Below are 17,756 nucleotides of genomic sequence, written 5' to 3' on the forward strand. Positions count from 1 at the left end.
TAGTTCTTGATACTCTATTAATTAGTGTACCTCACAAACCTCGAAAGTGCTGTATGTGGGTTTAAGTCCCCCGCTTCTATCAAGCGGCAAGTTTTGCGGTGGGGTTAAAATCCCCATTGCAAAACTTACAGCAGAATTCAGAATTCAGAATTCAGGAGTCAGAAGTAAAACAGGCTTATACTTGGCTTTGAGACGCGAGCTTGTGTACCTCACTAACTTGAAATCTGCTGTAATTACGAATTACGAATTACGAATTATTTAACACTCTCCTATCTCCCTAATCTTCCTTTGACGGATAAATTAAGATTTTATAAGTATCCGGTGTGGGTGCGATCGCAACTTCCACGGCTGCTGATAAATCTTTTAATGGATAGCGATCGCTAATCAATGCTTTTACATCAATTCGTTGATTAAACACAATATCGGCTGATAAATTCTGAAGCCGGTAAGATGAACTGTAACTGCCGATCAAGTCAATTTCCCGACGGTAGAGGATATTTGGGTTAATGGGAATTTCCACTTCATCAGGAAATTCGGCGAAAAACAAGATTTTACCGCCTTTGCGAGTACTATCAAGTGCTTGAAAGAAAGCTTTTTCACTCGGAACCGCCAGCAGTGTAACATCAACGCCTAGTCCACCAGTTAAGGCAGAGATTTTGGCGGGTAAATCGGGATCGCGAGCATCAAAAGCCGCTTCTGCACCGACACTCAAGGCTTTTTCAATTCTAGAGGGTAGTAAATCAGTAGCGATCGCTTTTGCTCCGAAATACTTCACCAACATGATAAACATTAACCCAATTGGCCCAGCACCAGTAACTAATACAGTTTGTCCTGGGGCAATTTGAGCTTTTCTCACTGCCTTCAAACAGCAGTTAGTTGGTTCTACAAAACTCGCTTCTTCAAAACTGATGTTATCCGGGATGGGAATCAACCCACCATTTTCCACAATATGTCCAGGAACCTTGACATAATCGGCAAAACCACCACCACTAGCATTAAAGCCTGCGGTTGTGGAGATGTTCTTGTAAACATCGCACATAGAGAAATTATCATTTAGGCAGTAGGCGCAACGCATACAAGGGATATGGTGCATCACCGCTACCCGTTGTCCAACTTGCCAACCTTTGACATTATTGCCTATTGCTGCGATCGTGCCGGTGGTTTCATGTCCAAAAATGCGCGGCGGTTCATAAAGTGGATAACGAATTTTTTTAATATCTGACTGACACAATCCCACAACCCGCACCTGTACCAGCACTTCATCTGGTTCCACAGTTGGAACTGGGATATCTTCGTAAGACAGTTGATTAACGCCTCTAAATACCTGTGCTTTCACGTTGGTTTTTCCCCGCTCAACCATACTAGATGTAGCATTAGTGGTCAACGTTAAGCTATTTATTATCGGTTAACTTTACTTTGTTGTAACCCCAGTCACTTCGCTTGCTTCCCCATTCGCAGAACGTCCCGTAGAGAGAGGGTACGCTCCAAATTCAAAATTCAATTCTTAGTCTTATGCTTAGATGCAAGTACCTGAACCGATTTCCCATCTTGAAGAGCATCCGTAGGATTAGTAATTAACCTAACATTAGGGCTTAAACCAGAAACAACTTCAACTTCAGTACCATAATCTCTTCCAAGCTCTACTTTCTGGTACTTAACTTTCTTTTCCTTCGTCACAGTGGCTACTTGTATACCATCTGCATTAATCACTAAGGTATTAGCTGGTACTAATAAAGGTGGATTGGCACGTTCAGTCTTAAAAGTGACTTCAGCATACATCCCAGGACGCAAAAGATTCTCTGAATTCTGTACTTCAATTTCAGTTAAAAGAGTATTAGAAGTAGCATCCAAGACATCAGCAGTCCGAATAACTTTACCAGAAAAAGATTTTTTCGGTAACTCACGAACGCGAACAAGCGCATTTTGTCCAGGGTGAATTGATTGCACAAAAGCCTGGGGAACATTAATTCGGATACGTAAATTCTTTGTCTGAGCAATCTTAAATAACCAGGAATTTCCACTATTATTATTGCTACCCGCAGAAATTAAAGCTCCTGAATCTATGTTGCGAGCAGTAATTACACCCGCAAAAGGGGCAACAATTTGTTTGAATGTTTGTAAAGCAGTTATCCGTTGTAAATCTGATTTACTAACACTCCTACTTGCAATAAACGCATTAATGTTAGCTTTCTGGGAATTAATAGCTGCAAGAGCAGTATTTACACTTTCTTGCTCTGAATTAACACGAGCAATTAAAGTATCTACATTAGCTTGACTTGCATTAAAAGCACTTTCACGTTCATCAGCAGCTTGTGTAGTCACGGCTCCTTGCTTTTGAAGTAATTGCCAACGTTGCCAAGTTTGACGTGCTAGCTCTAGGTTAGTACGTGCTTCGGCTAATTCCGCCTGTCTAGCCTTTAAGTTGGCTTTTGTTTGAGAAAGATTACTTTGCTTTTGTGCTAAATCTGCCTGAACTTGAGCGAGATTAGCCTCAGACTTCACCAATTCTGCACGAGCTTGCTGTACATCTTGGTCAGTTTCCGGCGCATCAATTATAGCTAGTAGCTGCCCCTTATTTACGCGCTCGCCAATATCCACTAATTTTTTTTGTAAATAGCCACTGGTACGGGCATAAATCGTGGTTTCTTGGCTGGCTTGAATGCTGCTAGGTAGAACTAATTCGGTGAAATTAGCAGCAACTTTTGGTTTAACTACATTAACCGAAGAAGCTTTTTTTGTTGTAGATTTAGCGAAAGCATTTAATTCTGATTGCTTTTGTAAGCGAGGTATAATACCAAGTGCTAAAAGTCCAGTAACAACAAAAGTAGTCGTAGCAATAATGGTGATAAAATTGAAGCGACTTTTTTTAGTCGTTGCTGCGATATCAGAATTATCAACTTTGGTATTTTCTTGAGTATCCATACTATATAATTCTATTTGATTTGTTGATGAAATTCTTTAAGATCCCCGACTTCTTAAAGAAGTCGGAAATCTAATTATTCCCGAATAATTTACCGATTGGCTACAGTTAATTTGATAGTAGAAGATAATTCTTCCTCTAACTCTAAATTTTGGGGTTGTTTTCTGCGTAAAATACTGTAAATTACAGGTACAAAAATTAAAGTTGCCACTGTTGCTGCTAATAATCCACCAATTACAGCACGTCCTAAAGGAGCATTTTGTTCACCACCTTCTCCTAAACCAAGAGACATTGGCAACATCCCCATAATCATGGCCCCAGCAGTCATTAATACTGGACGCAAACGGGTATAACCAGCAGCTAAAGCCGCAGAAACAGCTTTTTCTCCTATTAGACGTTGCTCATTAGCAAAGGTGACGAGCAAAATACTATTGGCAGTAGCAACTCCAATACTCATAATTGCACCCATCAAAGAAGGTACGCTAAACGTTGTATTCGTCACAAATAGTATCCAAACAATTCCTGCTAAAGCATTTGGCAGTGCCATCATAATAATGAATGGATCAATCCAAGATTGAAAATTGACTACTATTAAGCAATAAACTAATCCAATAGCAAATATCAATCCTACTTCTAATCCGAGAAAAGACGAATTCATCGTTTCTACTTGGCCTTTTACGATAATTGAAGTTCCCCGTGGTAACTTCTGCTGAAATTGTCCAACTATTTTATAAATATCGCTGGCTACACCACCTAAATCACGACCTTGAACATTGGCGTAAATATTAAATACAGGCTGTACGTTGTAATGGTTAACAACAGCAGCAGCTTTCCCACGCTTAACAACAGCAAGATTGCTTAAAAGTTGTGACGAGTTAGAACCGTTAGCTACAGGAGTATTCTGAATTTTTTCTAGCGAGTTAAGTTTGTATTGAGGAACTTGTACTGCTATTAGATAACTGACTCCTTTGATAGGATCAAGCCAAAAATTGGGCGATGTTTGACCACTAGAACTTAATGATGTGAGTAGATTATTGGCAACATCTCGTTGAGTTAAACCGCTACGTTGTGCTTGAGAACGATCTACATTAATACGTAGGTCTGGGGCATCAACGACTTGATGTAAATGAACATCAACTGCTCCCGGAATTTGAGCTATTTGGGTTTTGATTTGTTTGGCAATCTTGTAATTATCCCGACGATTTTTAGCTGGGCCTATGACTTGAATATCAATAGGGGCTGGTAAACCGAAATTGAGAATTTGAGTTACTATATCCGCAGGTTGGAAAAAGAAAGTTAATTCAGGAAATTGGGCGGTTAAGTTTTGGCGTAGTTGTTTAACATATTGCCAAGTAGAATGATGTTTACCTTCTTTAAGACCTACAAGAATTTCTCCATCACCAGGCCCTATGGTTGCTGTGTCGCTAAAAGCCAGGTTGACTCCACCTACAGGTAGACCAATATTGTCAAGAATAATTTCTAATTCTTCCTCAGGAATAATTTGGCGAATCTCATTTTCAACTTGAGTGAAAATCTGTTCTGTCTTTTCAAGTCGTGTTCCCGCAGGAGCGCGGACATGCAACCGAAACTGACCTGCATCTACTTGCGGGAAAAAGTCTTGACCAACAAAAGGTAGTAAAACTAAAGCGCTTACCCAAAAAGCACCAAACATCGCAAAAACTACACCGCGATGATTTAGAGCTTTGGCTAAAGTATTTCGATAGTTTTGGCGAAATTTCTCAAATTGGCGGTTAAACTGCTCATGAATTCGCCAGAAAATATCTTTTTTAGGAATTACATGACCATTACCGTTATTACTTAAATTTTCATGTTCAGTATAAAGATGTAGTTCTTTACCAAGCAGAAACTTTGCCAACATTGGTACTACTGTACGCGACAGTAGATAGGAGGCAAGCATAGCAAAAACAACCGCCATTCCTAAAGGCATAAATAGCGATTGTGCTACTCCTGTTAAAAAGACAATTGGGATAAAAACAATACAGATTGCTAAGGTAGAAACGAAAGCTGGAACAGCTATTTGTTGTGCGCCATCTAAAATAGCTTGTTGCAGAGGTTTTCCTTGTCCTAAATTGCGGTGGATATTTTCAATTTCTACTGTGGCATCATCAACTAAAATCCCAACTGCTAGAGATAGTCCTCCCAAGGTCATAATATTCAGAGTCTGTCCTATCAACTTCAGAGCGATGATAGAACAAAGAATTGATAAAGGGATGGAGATTGCCACAATTAAAGTGCTACGCCAACTGCCTAAGAATAATAAAATCATCGCGGCAGTTAAACAAGCAGCAATCAATCCTTCGGTTAATACTCCGTGGATGGAAGCTTTAACAAATATCGATTGGTCAAATAAGATTTCTAAATCTAATTCTTTAGGTAATGTAGCTTGAATTTTTGGTAGTCTTTCTTTGACTCTAGCTACAACATCTAAAGTTGAAGCACTACCATTTTTGAGAATAGTTAATAAACTAGATCGTCGCCCATCTCGACGAACAATATTGTTCTGCACTGCAAAGCCATCATGGACTTGGGCAACATCACGTATATAAATTACAGTGCCGTTAATTTGTTTAATGGGTAAATTGTTTAACGCGTCTAAGACTTGGGGGCTACTATTGAGTCGAACACTGTACTCGCGATCGCCTAATTTGGCATTTCCCCCAGGTAAGATAAGATTTTGGGCGCTGATTGCGGTTGTGACATCTGTAGCTGAAAGACCTTTGGCAAATAGTGCCTGCGGGTCAATGTCTACCATAATCTGCCGAGGTTTGCCGCCATAAGGTAACGGTACAGACGCGCCTTGAACAGTCGCTAGCTGAGTCCGCAGAAAATTATTGCCATTATCGTAAAGTTCTTGCTCTGATAGGGATGTGCTGCTAACACTTAGCTGAAGAATAGGCACATTAGAAGCATTGTAGCGAATAATTAAAGGAGGTGTAATTCCTGGAGGTAAACCTCGAAGAATTGTTTGAGTGTTAGAAGTAAGTTGAGCTACTGCTGCTTCAATTTTTGCTCCTGGCTGGAAGAAAACTTTAATGACGCTAACACCATTGAGTGATTGTGATTCGATGTGTTCAATATCATTAACAGTGGTTGTAAAAGAGCGTTCGCTCGCTGTCACGATACGCTGTTCCATTTCTTCTGGTGAAACACCACCATAAGACCAAATTACACTGACAACAGGAATATTAATTTCTGGAAAAATGTCCGTTGCCATGCGCGTAATAGTAACTACTCCTAAAACAAAAATAAGTATGGAAGTAATTACAAAGGTGTAGGGGCGACGAAGAGCAAGTTTAACAATCCACATTATTTTTTAGTTTCAAGTCTTCTTTTTTCTTTAGTCTGTCAGTGCGATTTACATTAAAGGAAATTATTATTTAAATTTTAGTTATTCATTGCTAATTGCCAAATGAATACTTGCTGAATGCCTTTATTTGCAATCAGTTAGATTTAAAAGCACTAAAACTTATTAATCCGGTAAGTCGATAGATTTACAGTATTTTATGTAAAATTATCTTTGCATACAGATGTGTAAAATGCAAGACCCTGTAACTTACCAAAACAAATATGTAATATTTCATACGTAATTGCGATAGTACATTTTAAATGTTTGTAGTAAGCACTTTAGTGTTTAGAAAAGTCCTCTTAAACTTGACAAAAGCTGATTTCTAGAGGTGAATTATAAACTCAGCTGATAAAAGTAGAGCCAAGGATCAACCGAAATCAGCTAGATAGCTAACCCTGGTGGAGGACTTGGTCATGGTTCATCAGACATACATAGCTGATGTCTTAGTTGTTGGTGGAGGAACCGGAGGAACTGCGGCTGCTATTCAAGCGGCACGACGGGGAGCCAAAACCATTTTGGTGAGTGAATTTCCTTGGTTGGGAGGAATGCTAACTTCGGCTGGAGTGTCTGCACCCGATGGCAATGAATTAGAAGCCTTTCAAACAGGGTTATGGGGTGCGTTTTTGCAGGAATTGCGACAACGACAGCCTGGAGGATTAGATAACAGTTGGGTAAGCTTTTTCAGTTACGATCCCCGAATTGGAGCAGAGATTTTTGCAGATTGGGTGCAGGAATTGCCCAATTTGCATTGGATTTCTGGACAAGTGCCTTTAGAGGTGTTCCGACAAGGTGATTCTATAATTGGTGTTCGCTTTGCTGATTTTGCTATCACAGCCAAGATTATTCTTGATGGCACAGAATTAGGAGATTTATTAGCTTTAGCTGACATACCTTACCGTTGGGGTTGGGAATTGCAATCAGAGTGGGGAGAACCCAGCGCCCCAGTAACTTTTAACTCTTTAACCCAAAAATATCCTGTGCAAGCGCCCACTTATGTAGTGATTATGCAGGATTTTGGTGAAGCGATTGCACCAGAGATTCCATCTGCGCCTAACTATAATCAATCACAGTTTACAGGTGCTTGGGATGACTATGGAGCAGAGACATTTTTAAATTATGGACGTTTGCCCAGTGGCCTGTTTATGATGAATTGGCCAATCTGTGGCAATGACTACGGCGAAGGGGTAGGACGGTTGATAGAGTCAGATGTATCCAGAGGTGAATTCATCCAAGAATCTCGCTGGCACAGCCAAAATTTTGCTCATTTCATCCAAAAACGGCTTGGTCGTCGCTATGGTTTAGCCGAAAAAGTATTTCCTCACACTTCTACAGCTTTTGCACTGCATCCCTATTACCGGGAAAGCCGCCGCTTGGTAGGGCTAACTACTGTCCGAGAACAGGATATTTTGCCGATCGCAAAAGGTAGAGTTGCATCTATATTTAATGATGCAATCGCAGTTGGTAATTACGCCAATGACCATCATTATCCTGGTGTTCAATTCCCACTGCAACCTAAATCCATCTGCTGGGGAGGGCGTTGGACTGGAACTCCTTTTATAATTCCCTACAGTTGTCTAATTCCAGCCACAACAGATGGTTTCTTGGTGTGTGAAAAGAATATTTCTGTATCCCACATTGCCAATGGCGCTACCAGATTACAACCTGTGGTTATGGGCATTGGTCAAGCAGCAGGGATGGCGGCGGCGATATGTGTTGAATTAAACTGCCAGCCGAGGGATTTACCTATTAGAAAGCTGCAAACGGCTTTATTAGAAGATAATCGCTCAAAAGCGCTAATTATTCCTTTGTTTAATCTTCCCCCCAATCGTTCGGATTGGCGGCACTGGCAACTGTATTACTTAGATAACCCACAAGCCTATCCAGTTAGTGGCGATTGCACTGACTTTGCTTTTGACAAGGCATTAATTCAGGAAAGTAACTGTTTCAAAGGGATTTTTTACCGCTTGGAACAGCAGGAATACAAATTCACTGTCACAGCACCAGCCGCATATCAAGGGCAAAATTGGCAGCTTGTGACTTTGCGATCGCATATTGACGAGCAATTACGCGCTTATCCCCACGAACAATTAGTTACATTGTGGGGTCGTTACAATCGCTCTGGTAATTGGTTATTAGTCGAACATTTAAACGGAGGATAAGAAGAGTTTATTTTCAGTAAAACAGAATACTTTTTGATGAATTGTCCGGATATTAATCAAAAAGCTAAGTATCAGTGAAGTGGAGAGTTCCAAAATAGACATTTGCTATGCGTGCTGCCATTTCACTTTTAGTCTCGAGTCTGGTGTTCGGCCCCTTAGCTTTTAACTGCCAAGCAATGGTCAATCACTTATCAACAGGGCTGCCTTCCACGCCTACTTCGGAACAGTGGCTCTCGGCGGCATCTGAACAAGCTTCAGATGATGCGCCACGTCATCGCGGTAGTGGGCGCAGAGAAGTGACACAAAAAGTCCGAACTATCTATGCTGTGGTTTAACTACTGTAAGGTAATGCCTCTTTTCTCAAAGGAACAGAATTACCAGAAAACAGGATGTTGGGCTAACGTCTTTTACACAGCTTTTCTGGCAAAGATATATACAGTTGACACACGAAAGTCTTCAGCGATCGCTTAGTATTTCAACTGCAAACTTTGTATATATAGTTGGTCTCAATCCTGCCGATCGAAAAGCAAATCAAATTAAGTGCTTGGATCGATAGCATTACCAACTCCTCAAAAGCTCTACAACTGTTGCTCATATTCGATGGAAAGCTTTGCATCTCAATCCTCAACGGCTCTATAAATAGATGTTACTTAGGCTATGAGTTAATCTAAAGCACATCTAATTCAAACATTTTGCTTGTTGAACAAACAGCCTTAGGGCAACTTCACTTTATTTCCCAATAAATTTTCTTCTCATACATCCAGTAGCCGATTATCTACATAAGCAAGTAACCGATCTTTGCTCTGACATCTGTTTAGCGTCTTTTCCCGAAGCATAAAATCCCTTTCGTTTCATCTCTTGCTTATCTAGGTAGGCATTCACACAAGTAGTATAGGTTTATTACGCTTGCTAACAAATTTACTAATGTAAATCTACTTTTGTTCCTTAGTTTGTTCTCTTCGTAGATAGCTCCCGACAAAATAAATGTTAAGAAGGATCTGCCAGATCATCTTAGTCTTTTTAATTATTTTACACCCAAGGCCAGATGCAAAACTTTGCATCTGGTCTTTTTATATGAATTTTCCTTAAAGAAAAGGGAGTGGAGAGTGGGGAGCAGGGGAAAAGTTGCAGTAAGTTTTTCCCCTGTGCCCCTCTGCCCAATGCCTTTTTACACCGTTGTGTTCTTGCGGCTACTTTCTCTTCCCTGGATGCCGTTGAGGAACATTGGCACAAACTTCTCGATGAATGTCTGTGGATCTCGCTGCCAAGCCTTTTGTGCAGCCTGAATCCTAGTAAATTGCAACTCCGGCGCTAGCAAAGTCTGGGGTAAACGTTCCATCAAGTATTGGGGACGTTGCCAAAGCGGCATAGTATTTGCGACTTCCACCAGGTTGGCAACTCCCCGTAGTTCTGCACCCAAGGTGATATCCATTCCTGATTCAAAGGCCGCTTGTTCAATTGCAGTATATTTTCGCTTGGCTTGCTCTACCTTTTGCTGATGTTCTGGACTCTTACGCGCAAGTTCTCCTAGCCAACGATTACCCCAACGGACATGTCCTGCTTCCTCTGGGAGAATTTTTTCAAGAGTTTCCCGAATTTTGATGTTTTCTTCTGTCTGCGGTGCTTGTTTAAGCGCGTGAATGTGAGCAGAGAAATACTCACAACCCCGCTTTTCGGTAATGTTAATTGCGGCCAAGGCAGCAATCATGCCGTCCTCTAGGTTGTGTTTTGGATCGTAGGTGTCTTTGTCGAGCAGCCGATCGAATTCATCAATATAGGAAGTTCCGGGGGGAGTTCCTACATCGCTTCCCAAATCAATCAACAAGTCAGTTAGCCACATGGCATGACGAGCTTCATCTGAGACGTGATGAGACAAATCCCGGATCAGTTCCCGTGGCTGTCCATTCAGTTGTTCAATTACCTCAGTTAGGTCTTTGCAACTGCGTTGTTCGCTGTAACGGTAGCGATTGAGAGTAATTAGATGGATTTCGCGATCGCATACCACCCGTTTTAATATATCTCTGGCACTCAAAACATTCTGAAATTTACGCGGATAGGTAACTGCCATAGTTTATGTAAATTTTTGTAAATCTTTATTCGATCGTAACTTAATTTTTTGCAACTGCTGTATTCGTGTCGCTTCACCGAAAAAAAATCAAAGTTACAAAAATTAATCACTTGAGTTGACCTTAAGTGTAGAAAAAAGTAACGAATAAATGTTCAGCCTTGGGTAAGGTGTGTTTTTTTAGGTTAGACCAATCTGAAGCTAGATGATTTTAGTTATCAAAAGTAGATTGGGAAGATTTTTCCGGCTTTTGGAAACAAATAGTTGATATTGTCAGCAAAGGCAAATATAAACTTTTGCAAAAAGTAGCTTATGTTACAGAATTTTTGTTATATTAGTCTTGTAAGTAAAAAACCAAAAATTATATATTCACAAAATAGAGAGGACTATGGTTATGTCTATCGCAGATAAATCCCGTGCGTTAATGGTGCGCGAACATCAGCAAGTCAAGAATCGCCAACAATCTATGCTGATGCGGGCTGCACAAGAACTTGGTCTTCCTGAAGAAGCATCCCACTACTGGAACCCGATTCAAGGGAAGGTTGATGCTAACACTCGGATGATTTATGGGCCGAGTCATGCTTCCATGAGCTAAGTTTTAAGGTTGATTTTTTGAGTGAATATCTCAACCGACAACTCTAAAAAAAGCCACCCTTTACTCTAGGGTGGCAAAACTTACTTATTACTTTTTAGTTAGATACGACTCTTAATTAAGCATCGTAATAGAGGTAAAACTCGTAAGGATGAGGACGCAGCTGCAACTGTTTGACTTCGTTACCTAGTTTGTAGTCAATCCAATTTTCGATAAAGTCTTCCGTGAAGACGCCTGATTCGGTCAAAAAGGCGTGATCTTTTTCTAGTGCTTGCAGAGCCAACTCTAAAGAACCTGGAGTTGAAGGAACCTTTGCCAGTTCTTCTGGAGAGAGTTCATAGATATTCTTATCTAAGGGTTCACCAGGATGGATTTTGTTCTTGATGCCATCGAGACCAGCACAAAGCATTGCAGCAAATGCCAAATAGGGGTTAGAAGTAGCATCTGGACAACGGAATTCCAAACGTTTGGCTTTGGGGTTAGTACCAGATAAAGGAATACGGATAGAAGCAGAACGGTTCCCTTGGGAGTAAGCCAAGTTCACAGGAGCTTCATAACCAGGTACTAGGCGCTTGTATGAGTTGGTGCTAGGGTTGGTGATTGCCAACAGCGCTGGGGCGTGTTTGAGAAGACCACCAATGTAGTACAACCCCATATCGCTCAAACCAGCATACTTATCACCTGCAAACAGAGGTTGGCCGTCTTTCCAAATGGACTGGTGACAGTGCATTCCCGAACCGTTATCGCCAAAAATTGGTTTTGGCATAAAGGTAACGGTTTTGCCGTATTTCTTGGCAACGTTCTTGATGACATATTTGTAAATCATCAACCAGTCAGCCGCTTCGATCAACTTACCAAAACGGAAACCTAGTTCGCACTGACCACCAGTAGCAACTTCGTGGTGATGCTTTTCAATGGGTACACCTAATTGTGCCATCGTCAACAGCATCTCTGTACGGATATCTTGGAAAGAATCCGTCGGTGAAACTGGGAAGTAACCTTCTTTGAAGCGTGGTTTGTAACCCAAGTTGGGTTTGTTATCTGTACCAGCTTTACCGGAATTCCAAGCACCTTCTTCGGACTCTAAGAAGTAGTAGCCTTCGTTGGCGGTTTGGGCAAATCTAGCACTGTCAAAGATGAAAAACTCAGCTTCAGGGCCAAAAAAGGCTGTGTCACCAAGACCAGTAGAAACTAGGTAATCTACTGCTTTTTGGGCAATAACGCGTGGGCAACGGTTGTACCATTCACCCGTGCGGGGTTCTTTAATACTACAAATTATACTTAGCGTTGGCACTTCCATGAAGGGGTCGATCCAAGCAGTGTTGGGGTCGAGTACCATCGTCATGTCCGATTCGTTGATCGCTTTCCAACCCCGGATGCTGGAACCGTCAAACGGAACGCCATCAGTGAATGCAGTCTCATCGATTTGGTTTTGGTACAGTGTGAGGTGCTGCCAAGTCCCTACTGTATCGATGAATTTGAGATCGATCAGCTGAATTTGTTGGTCTCGGATCAATTCCAAGACTTCTTGTGGTGTTGTCATTGTTACTCCTTCTCTACCAATTTCCTAAAGTAAACCAAAATCTTACATTGCATCCTAACCCTACCGATCTCAATCAGGCCGTGACACACCAGAAATATCTTAAATACTAGACATTAGCTGATTTTGTAGCTTGTGCTACAGATATCTGGATTATCAGGTTATATTAACCTTTCGGCGATCATCTGTACAAAACTGGAAAGTTCATCATATAGGGTCAACTTTGACATAAAATCCTTATGTAGTGGATAGATTGTTTTTGTGCCGAATCTATTTTTAATAGCACAAAAATTTACTGGTGCATAAGTGCAGCCAAATAAATATCAAACCATAAATAGCAATGATTGGGAGAAGAAGGAATGCGCGATGCAGTAACAAGTTTAATTAAGAATTATGACTTAGCTGGTCGTTATTTTGACCGGAATGCGATCGATAGCCTAAAGTCTTACTTTGATAGTGGTACAGCAAGAGTACAAGCGGCGGCGGCAATCAATTCTAATGCGGCTGGACTTGTGAAGCAAGCTGGTTTACAGTTATTTGAAGAACTGCCAGAATTGATTCGCCCTGGTGGAAATGCTTATACAACTCGTCGTTATGCAGCTTGTCTGCGCGATATGGACTACTATCTGCGCTACGCCACTTATGCGCTGGTTGCTGGGAACACCAATGTGTTGGATGAACGAGTGCTGCAAGGGCTGCGGGAAACTTACAATTCTTTAGGAGTACCTATTGGGCCTACAGTTCGCGGTATCCAGATTCTCAAGGAGCTAATTAAGGAGCAAGTAGCAGCAGCAGGTGTGGTTAATAGTGCTTTTGTAGATGAACCATTCGATCACATTACACGTGAGTTGAGCGAGATAGATATTTAGATTTTAGGTGGGCAAGGTGTCTGCCCCGACATAAACTTAAATAGCGATCGCACTTTGGTTTAATGGAGCGATCGCTTTTTTGTGAACTCTAGACGTTGAGAAGGGCTTTATTCAAGATTTTGCCTGCAAAGGGCAAAATCATAACCAGCAATTCCCAAGCGGGTTTACGAAGGTATATTTTCCGAACGCTTTGGTCAGCTAATTCTTAATAGTATAGGAATAAACCTAATTGTCTTTGACGAGCAACTAGAAAGGATTATCAGATGGATAAGCTAGCTCGGTATCGTGAAATTATTCGTCAGTTGATATTTGACTATGCTAGTCACAAGCTTGCTAACGGTCAAATAGACACAGAAGCAGTGATTGACTCGGAGCGAAACCACTACGAAGTGTTACACATTGGCTGGGATGGAGTGCGCCGCGTACATGGTTCGGTGGTACATATAGATATTATTAATGATAAAGTGTGGATTCAATATGATGGTACTTCTCAGCAAGTTGCAGAGGCATTATTAGAAGCGGGTATTTTGCGCGAAGATATTGTCTTGGGTTTCCATCCTGCTGAACTACGGCAATACATCGATTTTGCTGTATCTTAATTATCTGAATATTGTGTATTTGCAAAGAATAATACATTTAAGTAGCGATCGCTCATAGATGAAACGCATTAGCCTATCTTATCTAGACTGGAACCTCTATAAGCCACAATAGAAGTTGCCGATGTTTGAGGCGCTGATGATGGAAGAATTATTAACTCTGAAAGACTTGCTTGTTAAAGGCGATGTTCAAGGAGCATTGATTATAGTTGAAGAATTAGAGGAAATGAGCCGAAATGACATAATCAAAACGATTCGTAGCTATGCAGTGATTTTGCTGTTGCTTCTGATTAAACAACAAGCGGAAAATCGCACGACTCGTTCTTGGGAAGTCTCAATTCGGAATTCAATTCGGGAAATTCAACGAGAAAATAAGCGGCGCAAAGCTGGAGGCTATTATCTTACGCCAGAGGAATTGTTAGAAATCTTAGCAGAAGCCTATTTAAATGCCATCGATCGGGCTTCTCTAGAAGTAGAAGAAGGTCGTTATGAAGCCCAAGAATTAGAAAAGCTGGTTAACCAAGAAGAAATTATCAATCGTGCTTTGGCTTTAATCTTACCAGGAGAGTCTAGTTAATTGGCTAAACAGCGACTCGACACACTATTAGTAGAGCTAAATTTATGTTCTTCTCGCGCCTTAGCACAACGGTTAATTCAGGCGGGGGAAGTTACTGTTAATCAGCAGTTAGTTGATAAACCTGGTACTGAAGTTGATATTTCGGCTCAAATAAATATTAAAAAGCGATCGCCTTTTGTTTCTAGAGGCGGTGAAAAACTCTCCAAAGCTTTATCAGTATTTGCCATTCCCGTAGTAGAGCGCATTTGTTTAGATGGTGGGATTTCTACTGGTGGTTTTACTGATTGTCTCTTGCAAGCTGGAGCAAAACAAGTTTACGGTATTGATGTTGGTTACGGACAAGTTGACTGGCGGTTGCGAAATGATTCGCGGGTGATTTTACGGGAACGCACCAATTTACGGCAACTACGACCAGATGAGTTATATGGCGAAAATGACCCGATTCCTGATTTGGCGGTGGTCGATGTATCGTTTATTTCTTTAACAAAAATTCTGCCTGCTTTGTGGCAACTAACTCAAGCTAACCGAGAAGCTGTATTGTTAGTCAAGCCACAGTTTGAAGTCGGCAGATCCCGTGTGGGTAAAAAAGGTGTTGTGCGCGATCCAAACGACCAAGCTGATGCCATTTTCCAGGTTTTGCAAGCTGCCCACGAATTAGGATGGAAATACAAAGGCTTAACTTGGTCGCCGATCGTTGGCCCTGCTGGGAATATCGAATATCTTTTGTGGTTGGCAATGGAAAGTGAAACACCACCACTTGATTTAGAAGCAATTAAGCGAATAACGCAATCAGCAACAACTGATTTACGCAAGAGTTAAATAAGAATGCAGAATTCAGAAATCAATTAGTCGGGGACTTAAACCCACATGTTCCGCGTTCGACTGAGCGCTCACGCCAAAGTCTGCACTCGAACTCCAATTCATACTGAATTCTGATTCCTGACTCCTGAATTCTTTCTTATTAAAGGTCGTAGATTAGACATTCTACGGAATCTGGATGGCGATCGCAGTAATTTTCCAAAGAGGTTTTCTTGGATTTTGCTTGGTGTTGGTGAGATTTTTCGGCTTGCAATTCTTCCACAATGTCCCAGGCTACAGCACAACCAGCAGAATTACTGCCATCTAGATCGCAAGTTGTTCGGGCTTCATTAATGGCATTAGTAATGGCTTCTTCGAGATTTGCTGCCCCAGCAATTTCAACTTTTAGGGTAGTTGTCATGATACTTTCACCTTATAATTTACAGACAGAGTTATTAGCTGCAAGCTCTTAATGACCTCAATCAGCTCACATTTCTAGTTTAGATAGGCTTCCCACAATAAGTAGTGGTAAACACCGCCATCTTTTTCGCAAAATTGAGTGGGATTACCCTCTTGTCATCTTTAGATTCAAAAAGGTATGGGAATTCTACTAGTTGCGATCGCAAGCAGAGGTGGTCATGTTCTCAATCTTGCATCCCAAATTGAGAATGTCGGTTAATTGTCAGAAGACTTTGATAGAAGTTGATAAACGCTTATAAACGGTAACAAAAAGATAGCAGTTTTTAATTATTCTCAATACTTTATGTTTAACTCTTGTCGCAAACGATACAGAATTGTATTTTGGTCAACTTGAGAGAGAATTTCTTGAATGACGCTGCTAGCGCCTAATTGTCCCCAAGTGCAGCCTTTTTCGAGATAGATTTGGGCAGCTTTGCCAACAGAATATGCGCCATAACCTGCGATACCAGCTTGAGCGATCGCACTGCCAGCAAAAGCAGTAATATTGCTGGGATTGTCACCACTAGTTATTGCGGCAGTACTCTTACCTAAACCCAAAAGAAAACTACTACCTAGTTCTCCAAGTAGCAAACCGCCAGAACTAAATAAAATCGTTTTTAAAATTTTCCCGGCTTCATAGCTAGTCATCGGCAAACCATACAATCTAGCGAGAGCGCGAATTAAAGCTAAATCAGCAACAGTTCCGCCAAGGATATCTAAGAAGGCGATGGGATTGAGCATTACTGCCAAAGCTTTGTATTTGGTAAATTGCCAAATAATTTCTTCGGCTTCCTTTTCGCGTAAATCGATGGTTTTTTGAGTGATCGCGGCTTCTGCATCCCGTGCTTGGATGAGTGCATTTAAAGCCAGAAGCGATCGCCCTTCCCGATTCAGAATATTCAGAATTATCTCTTTGAGTTCGTCTACTTGCGGTGGTGGTGTCTCCCATTCATAAGTGACACGCCCATCAGGCCATTCAACTCGCACTTCTATTGGCGCTGGTTCTGCCGCCACCATGACAATTTCATCAGGTAGTAGAGGTTTTGCTTGAGGATGTCCAGCACCCAGTTGTTGCAAATTTTGGTAAATTGCTCCTTTGTCTGTATCTGGGTAAAGGTCTATTTTGTTAAACACTAAAATCAGGGGTTTTTGCGATCGCCTTAATTGCAGCAGCGCTTGATATTCAGTGCGTGTGATATCACCAGACACGACAAACAAAATCAAATCCGCTTGATGTACTACTTCTCGTGCCATATCCGCCCGTGACTCCCCCTCAATTTCATCTAATCCAGGGGTATCAATTAACTCTACTAGTACCTTATCGCTGGGCTGCCACCGCACGGAACGGGGCCATTGGGTGACACCATTCAGAGGCCCAGTTTGCAAAATCTTGTCTCCCAACAAGGCATTTAAAACTGCTGACTTTCCCCGACTCACCAAACCAAAGACAGCAATTCTAATGACGTTTGAATCTAGCTTGTTGAGTGTGGCTCTCAAAGCTTCCAATTCTGGTTTCATCAAACCTGCTAATTCTGGGTTAGATGATAACTGTCCTGACTTGCGAAGATATCCATACCAAGAAAGCCCTTGTCTGAGACTGGCGCGGGCACGATTTAAGTGAGTTTCTTGCAGATTACGATAAACCGACATAATATCAACGCTTCAGCCTTCACTCTCTCTAAAATGCTCATCCAATGCTCAAAACACTTACTTTCAGCATTCGATTGTGAATAATAGGTATGAATTCGTACTCATTAACCATACTCAATCAATGCTCACTTTTTCAACCCCATTATCAGGGAAAGGAAAAGTTA

15 protein-coding genes are annotated in these 17,756 nt (G+C 41.3%); 8 read left to right on the forward strand and 7 right to left on the reverse strand.

From position 1 onward, the window contains the following. Positions 1-277: 277 nt before the first annotated feature. From RMX89_RS09405 to RMX89_RS09415, 3 genes are all read right to left on the reverse strand, one after another. A complete protein-coding gene (locus RMX89_RS09405; RefSeq protein WP_322688818.1) occupies positions 278-1,336 on the reverse strand; it encodes a zinc-dependent dehydrogenase in 1,059 nt (352 codons plus the stop codon). 161 nt (positions 1,337-1,497) lie between these two features. Then, positions 1,498-2,922, reverse strand: coding sequence for an efflux RND transporter periplasmic adaptor subunit (locus RMX89_RS09410; RefSeq protein ID WP_322688740.1), 1,425 nt, complete (start codon positions 2,920-2,922; stop codon positions 1,498-1,500). Positions 2,923-3,011: 89 nt separating this feature from the next. Beyond that, entirely contained in the window at positions 3,012-6,248 is a 3,237-nt protein-coding gene (locus tag RMX89_RS09415) for an efflux RND transporter permease subunit (protein WP_322688741.1), read from the reverse strand. A 452-nt stretch (positions 6,249-6,700) separates the two neighbouring features. Between RMX89_RS09415 and RMX89_RS09420 the strand changes: the two genes are divergently transcribed. Both RMX89_RS09420 and patX read left to right on the forward strand, forming a co-directional pair. Beyond that, on the forward strand, positions 6,701-8,446 hold the full coding sequence (locus RMX89_RS09420) for an FAD-dependent oxidoreductase (RefSeq protein WP_322688742.1): 1,746 nt from the start codon (positions 6,701-6,703) through the stop codon (positions 8,444-8,446). A 107-nt stretch (positions 8,447-8,553) separates the two neighbouring features. Then, positions 8,554-8,781, forward strand: coding sequence for a heterocyst-inhibiting protein PatX (gene patX, locus RMX89_RS09425; protein WP_322674719.1), 228 nt, complete (start codon positions 8,554-8,556; stop codon positions 8,779-8,781). 833 nt (positions 8,782-9,614) lie between these two features. Here the strand turns inward: patX and RMX89_RS09430 are convergent. Continuing rightward, positions 9,615-10,514, reverse strand: a complete 900-nt coding sequence (locus RMX89_RS09430) for a ferritin-like domain-containing protein (protein ID WP_322674718.1) — start codon at positions 10,512-10,514, stop codon at positions 9,615-9,617. 391 nt (positions 10,515-10,905) lie between these two features. Here RMX89_RS09430 and RMX89_RS09435 point away from each other — a divergent pair, with 391 nt between their 5' ends. Continuing rightward, positions 10,906-11,106 carry a hypothetical protein gene (locus RMX89_RS09435; protein WP_100899525.1) on the forward strand — a complete coding sequence of 67 codons (201 nt, stop codon included), beginning with the start codon at positions 10,906-10,908 and terminating at the stop codon, positions 11,104-11,106. Between the two features lie 115 nt (positions 11,107-11,221). Here RMX89_RS09435 and glnA read toward each other — a convergent pair whose 3' ends face one another. Continuing rightward, entirely contained in the window at positions 11,222-12,646 is a 1,425-nt protein-coding gene (gene glnA / locus RMX89_RS09440) for a type I glutamate--ammonia ligase (protein ID WP_322674717.1), read from the reverse strand. A gap of 356 nt (positions 12,647-13,002) precedes the next feature. On the opposite strand from glnA, the gene apcB reads away from it, so the two are divergent. From apcB to RMX89_RS09460, 5 genes are all read left to right on the forward strand, one after another. Continuing rightward, the gene (gene apcB, locus RMX89_RS09445; protein ID WP_322674716.1) at positions 13,003-13,512 is read left to right on the forward strand and encodes an allophycocyanin subunit beta; all 510 of its coding nucleotides are present in this window, start codon (positions 13,003-13,005) and stop codon (positions 13,510-13,512) included. Between the two features lie 150 nt (positions 13,513-13,662). Continuing rightward, on the forward strand, positions 13,663-13,788 hold the full coding sequence (locus tag RMX89_RS34485; protein ID WP_416211975.1) for a hypothetical protein: 126 nt from the start codon (positions 13,663-13,665) through the stop codon (positions 13,786-13,788). Further along, positions 13,776-14,111, forward strand: a complete 336-nt coding sequence (locus RMX89_RS09450) for a XisI protein (protein ID WP_322688743.1) — start codon at positions 13,776-13,778, stop codon at positions 14,109-14,111. Before RMX89_RS34485 ends, RMX89_RS09450 begins: the two co-directional genes overlap by 13 nt. A 139-nt stretch (positions 14,112-14,250) precedes the next feature. Further along, on the forward strand, positions 14,251-14,685 hold the full coding sequence (locus RMX89_RS09455) for a DUF29 family protein (protein WP_322688819.1): 435 nt from the start codon (positions 14,251-14,253) through the stop codon (positions 14,683-14,685). After that, positions 14,686-15,504, forward strand: coding sequence for a TlyA family RNA methyltransferase (locus RMX89_RS09460; RefSeq protein WP_322688744.1), 819 nt, complete (start codon positions 14,686-14,688; stop codon positions 15,502-15,504). It abuts the gene before it with no gap. Between the two features lie 142 nt (positions 15,505-15,646). On the opposite strand, the gene RMX89_RS09465 is transcribed toward RMX89_RS09460, so the two are convergent. Together RMX89_RS09465 and RMX89_RS09470 are read right to left on the reverse strand one after the other, a co-directional pair. After that, positions 15,647-15,904 carry a Calvin cycle protein CP12 gene (locus RMX89_RS09465; protein WP_322688745.1) on the reverse strand — a complete coding sequence of 86 codons (258 nt, stop codon included), beginning with the start codon at positions 15,902-15,904 and terminating at the stop codon, positions 15,647-15,649. Positions 15,905-16,236: 332 nt separating this feature from the next. Further along, positions 16,237-17,592 carry a GTP-binding protein gene (locus RMX89_RS09470; RefSeq protein ID WP_322688746.1) on the reverse strand — a complete coding sequence of 452 codons (1,356 nt, stop codon included), beginning with the start codon at positions 17,590-17,592 and terminating at the stop codon, positions 16,237-16,239. Between the last annotated feature and the right edge of the window lie 164 nt (positions 17,593-17,756).

Source organism: Nostoc sp. DedSLP04, assembly GCF_034530775.1.
Taxonomy (GTDB): Bacteria; Cyanobacteriota; Cyanobacteriia; order Cyanobacteriales; family Nostocaceae; genus Nostoc.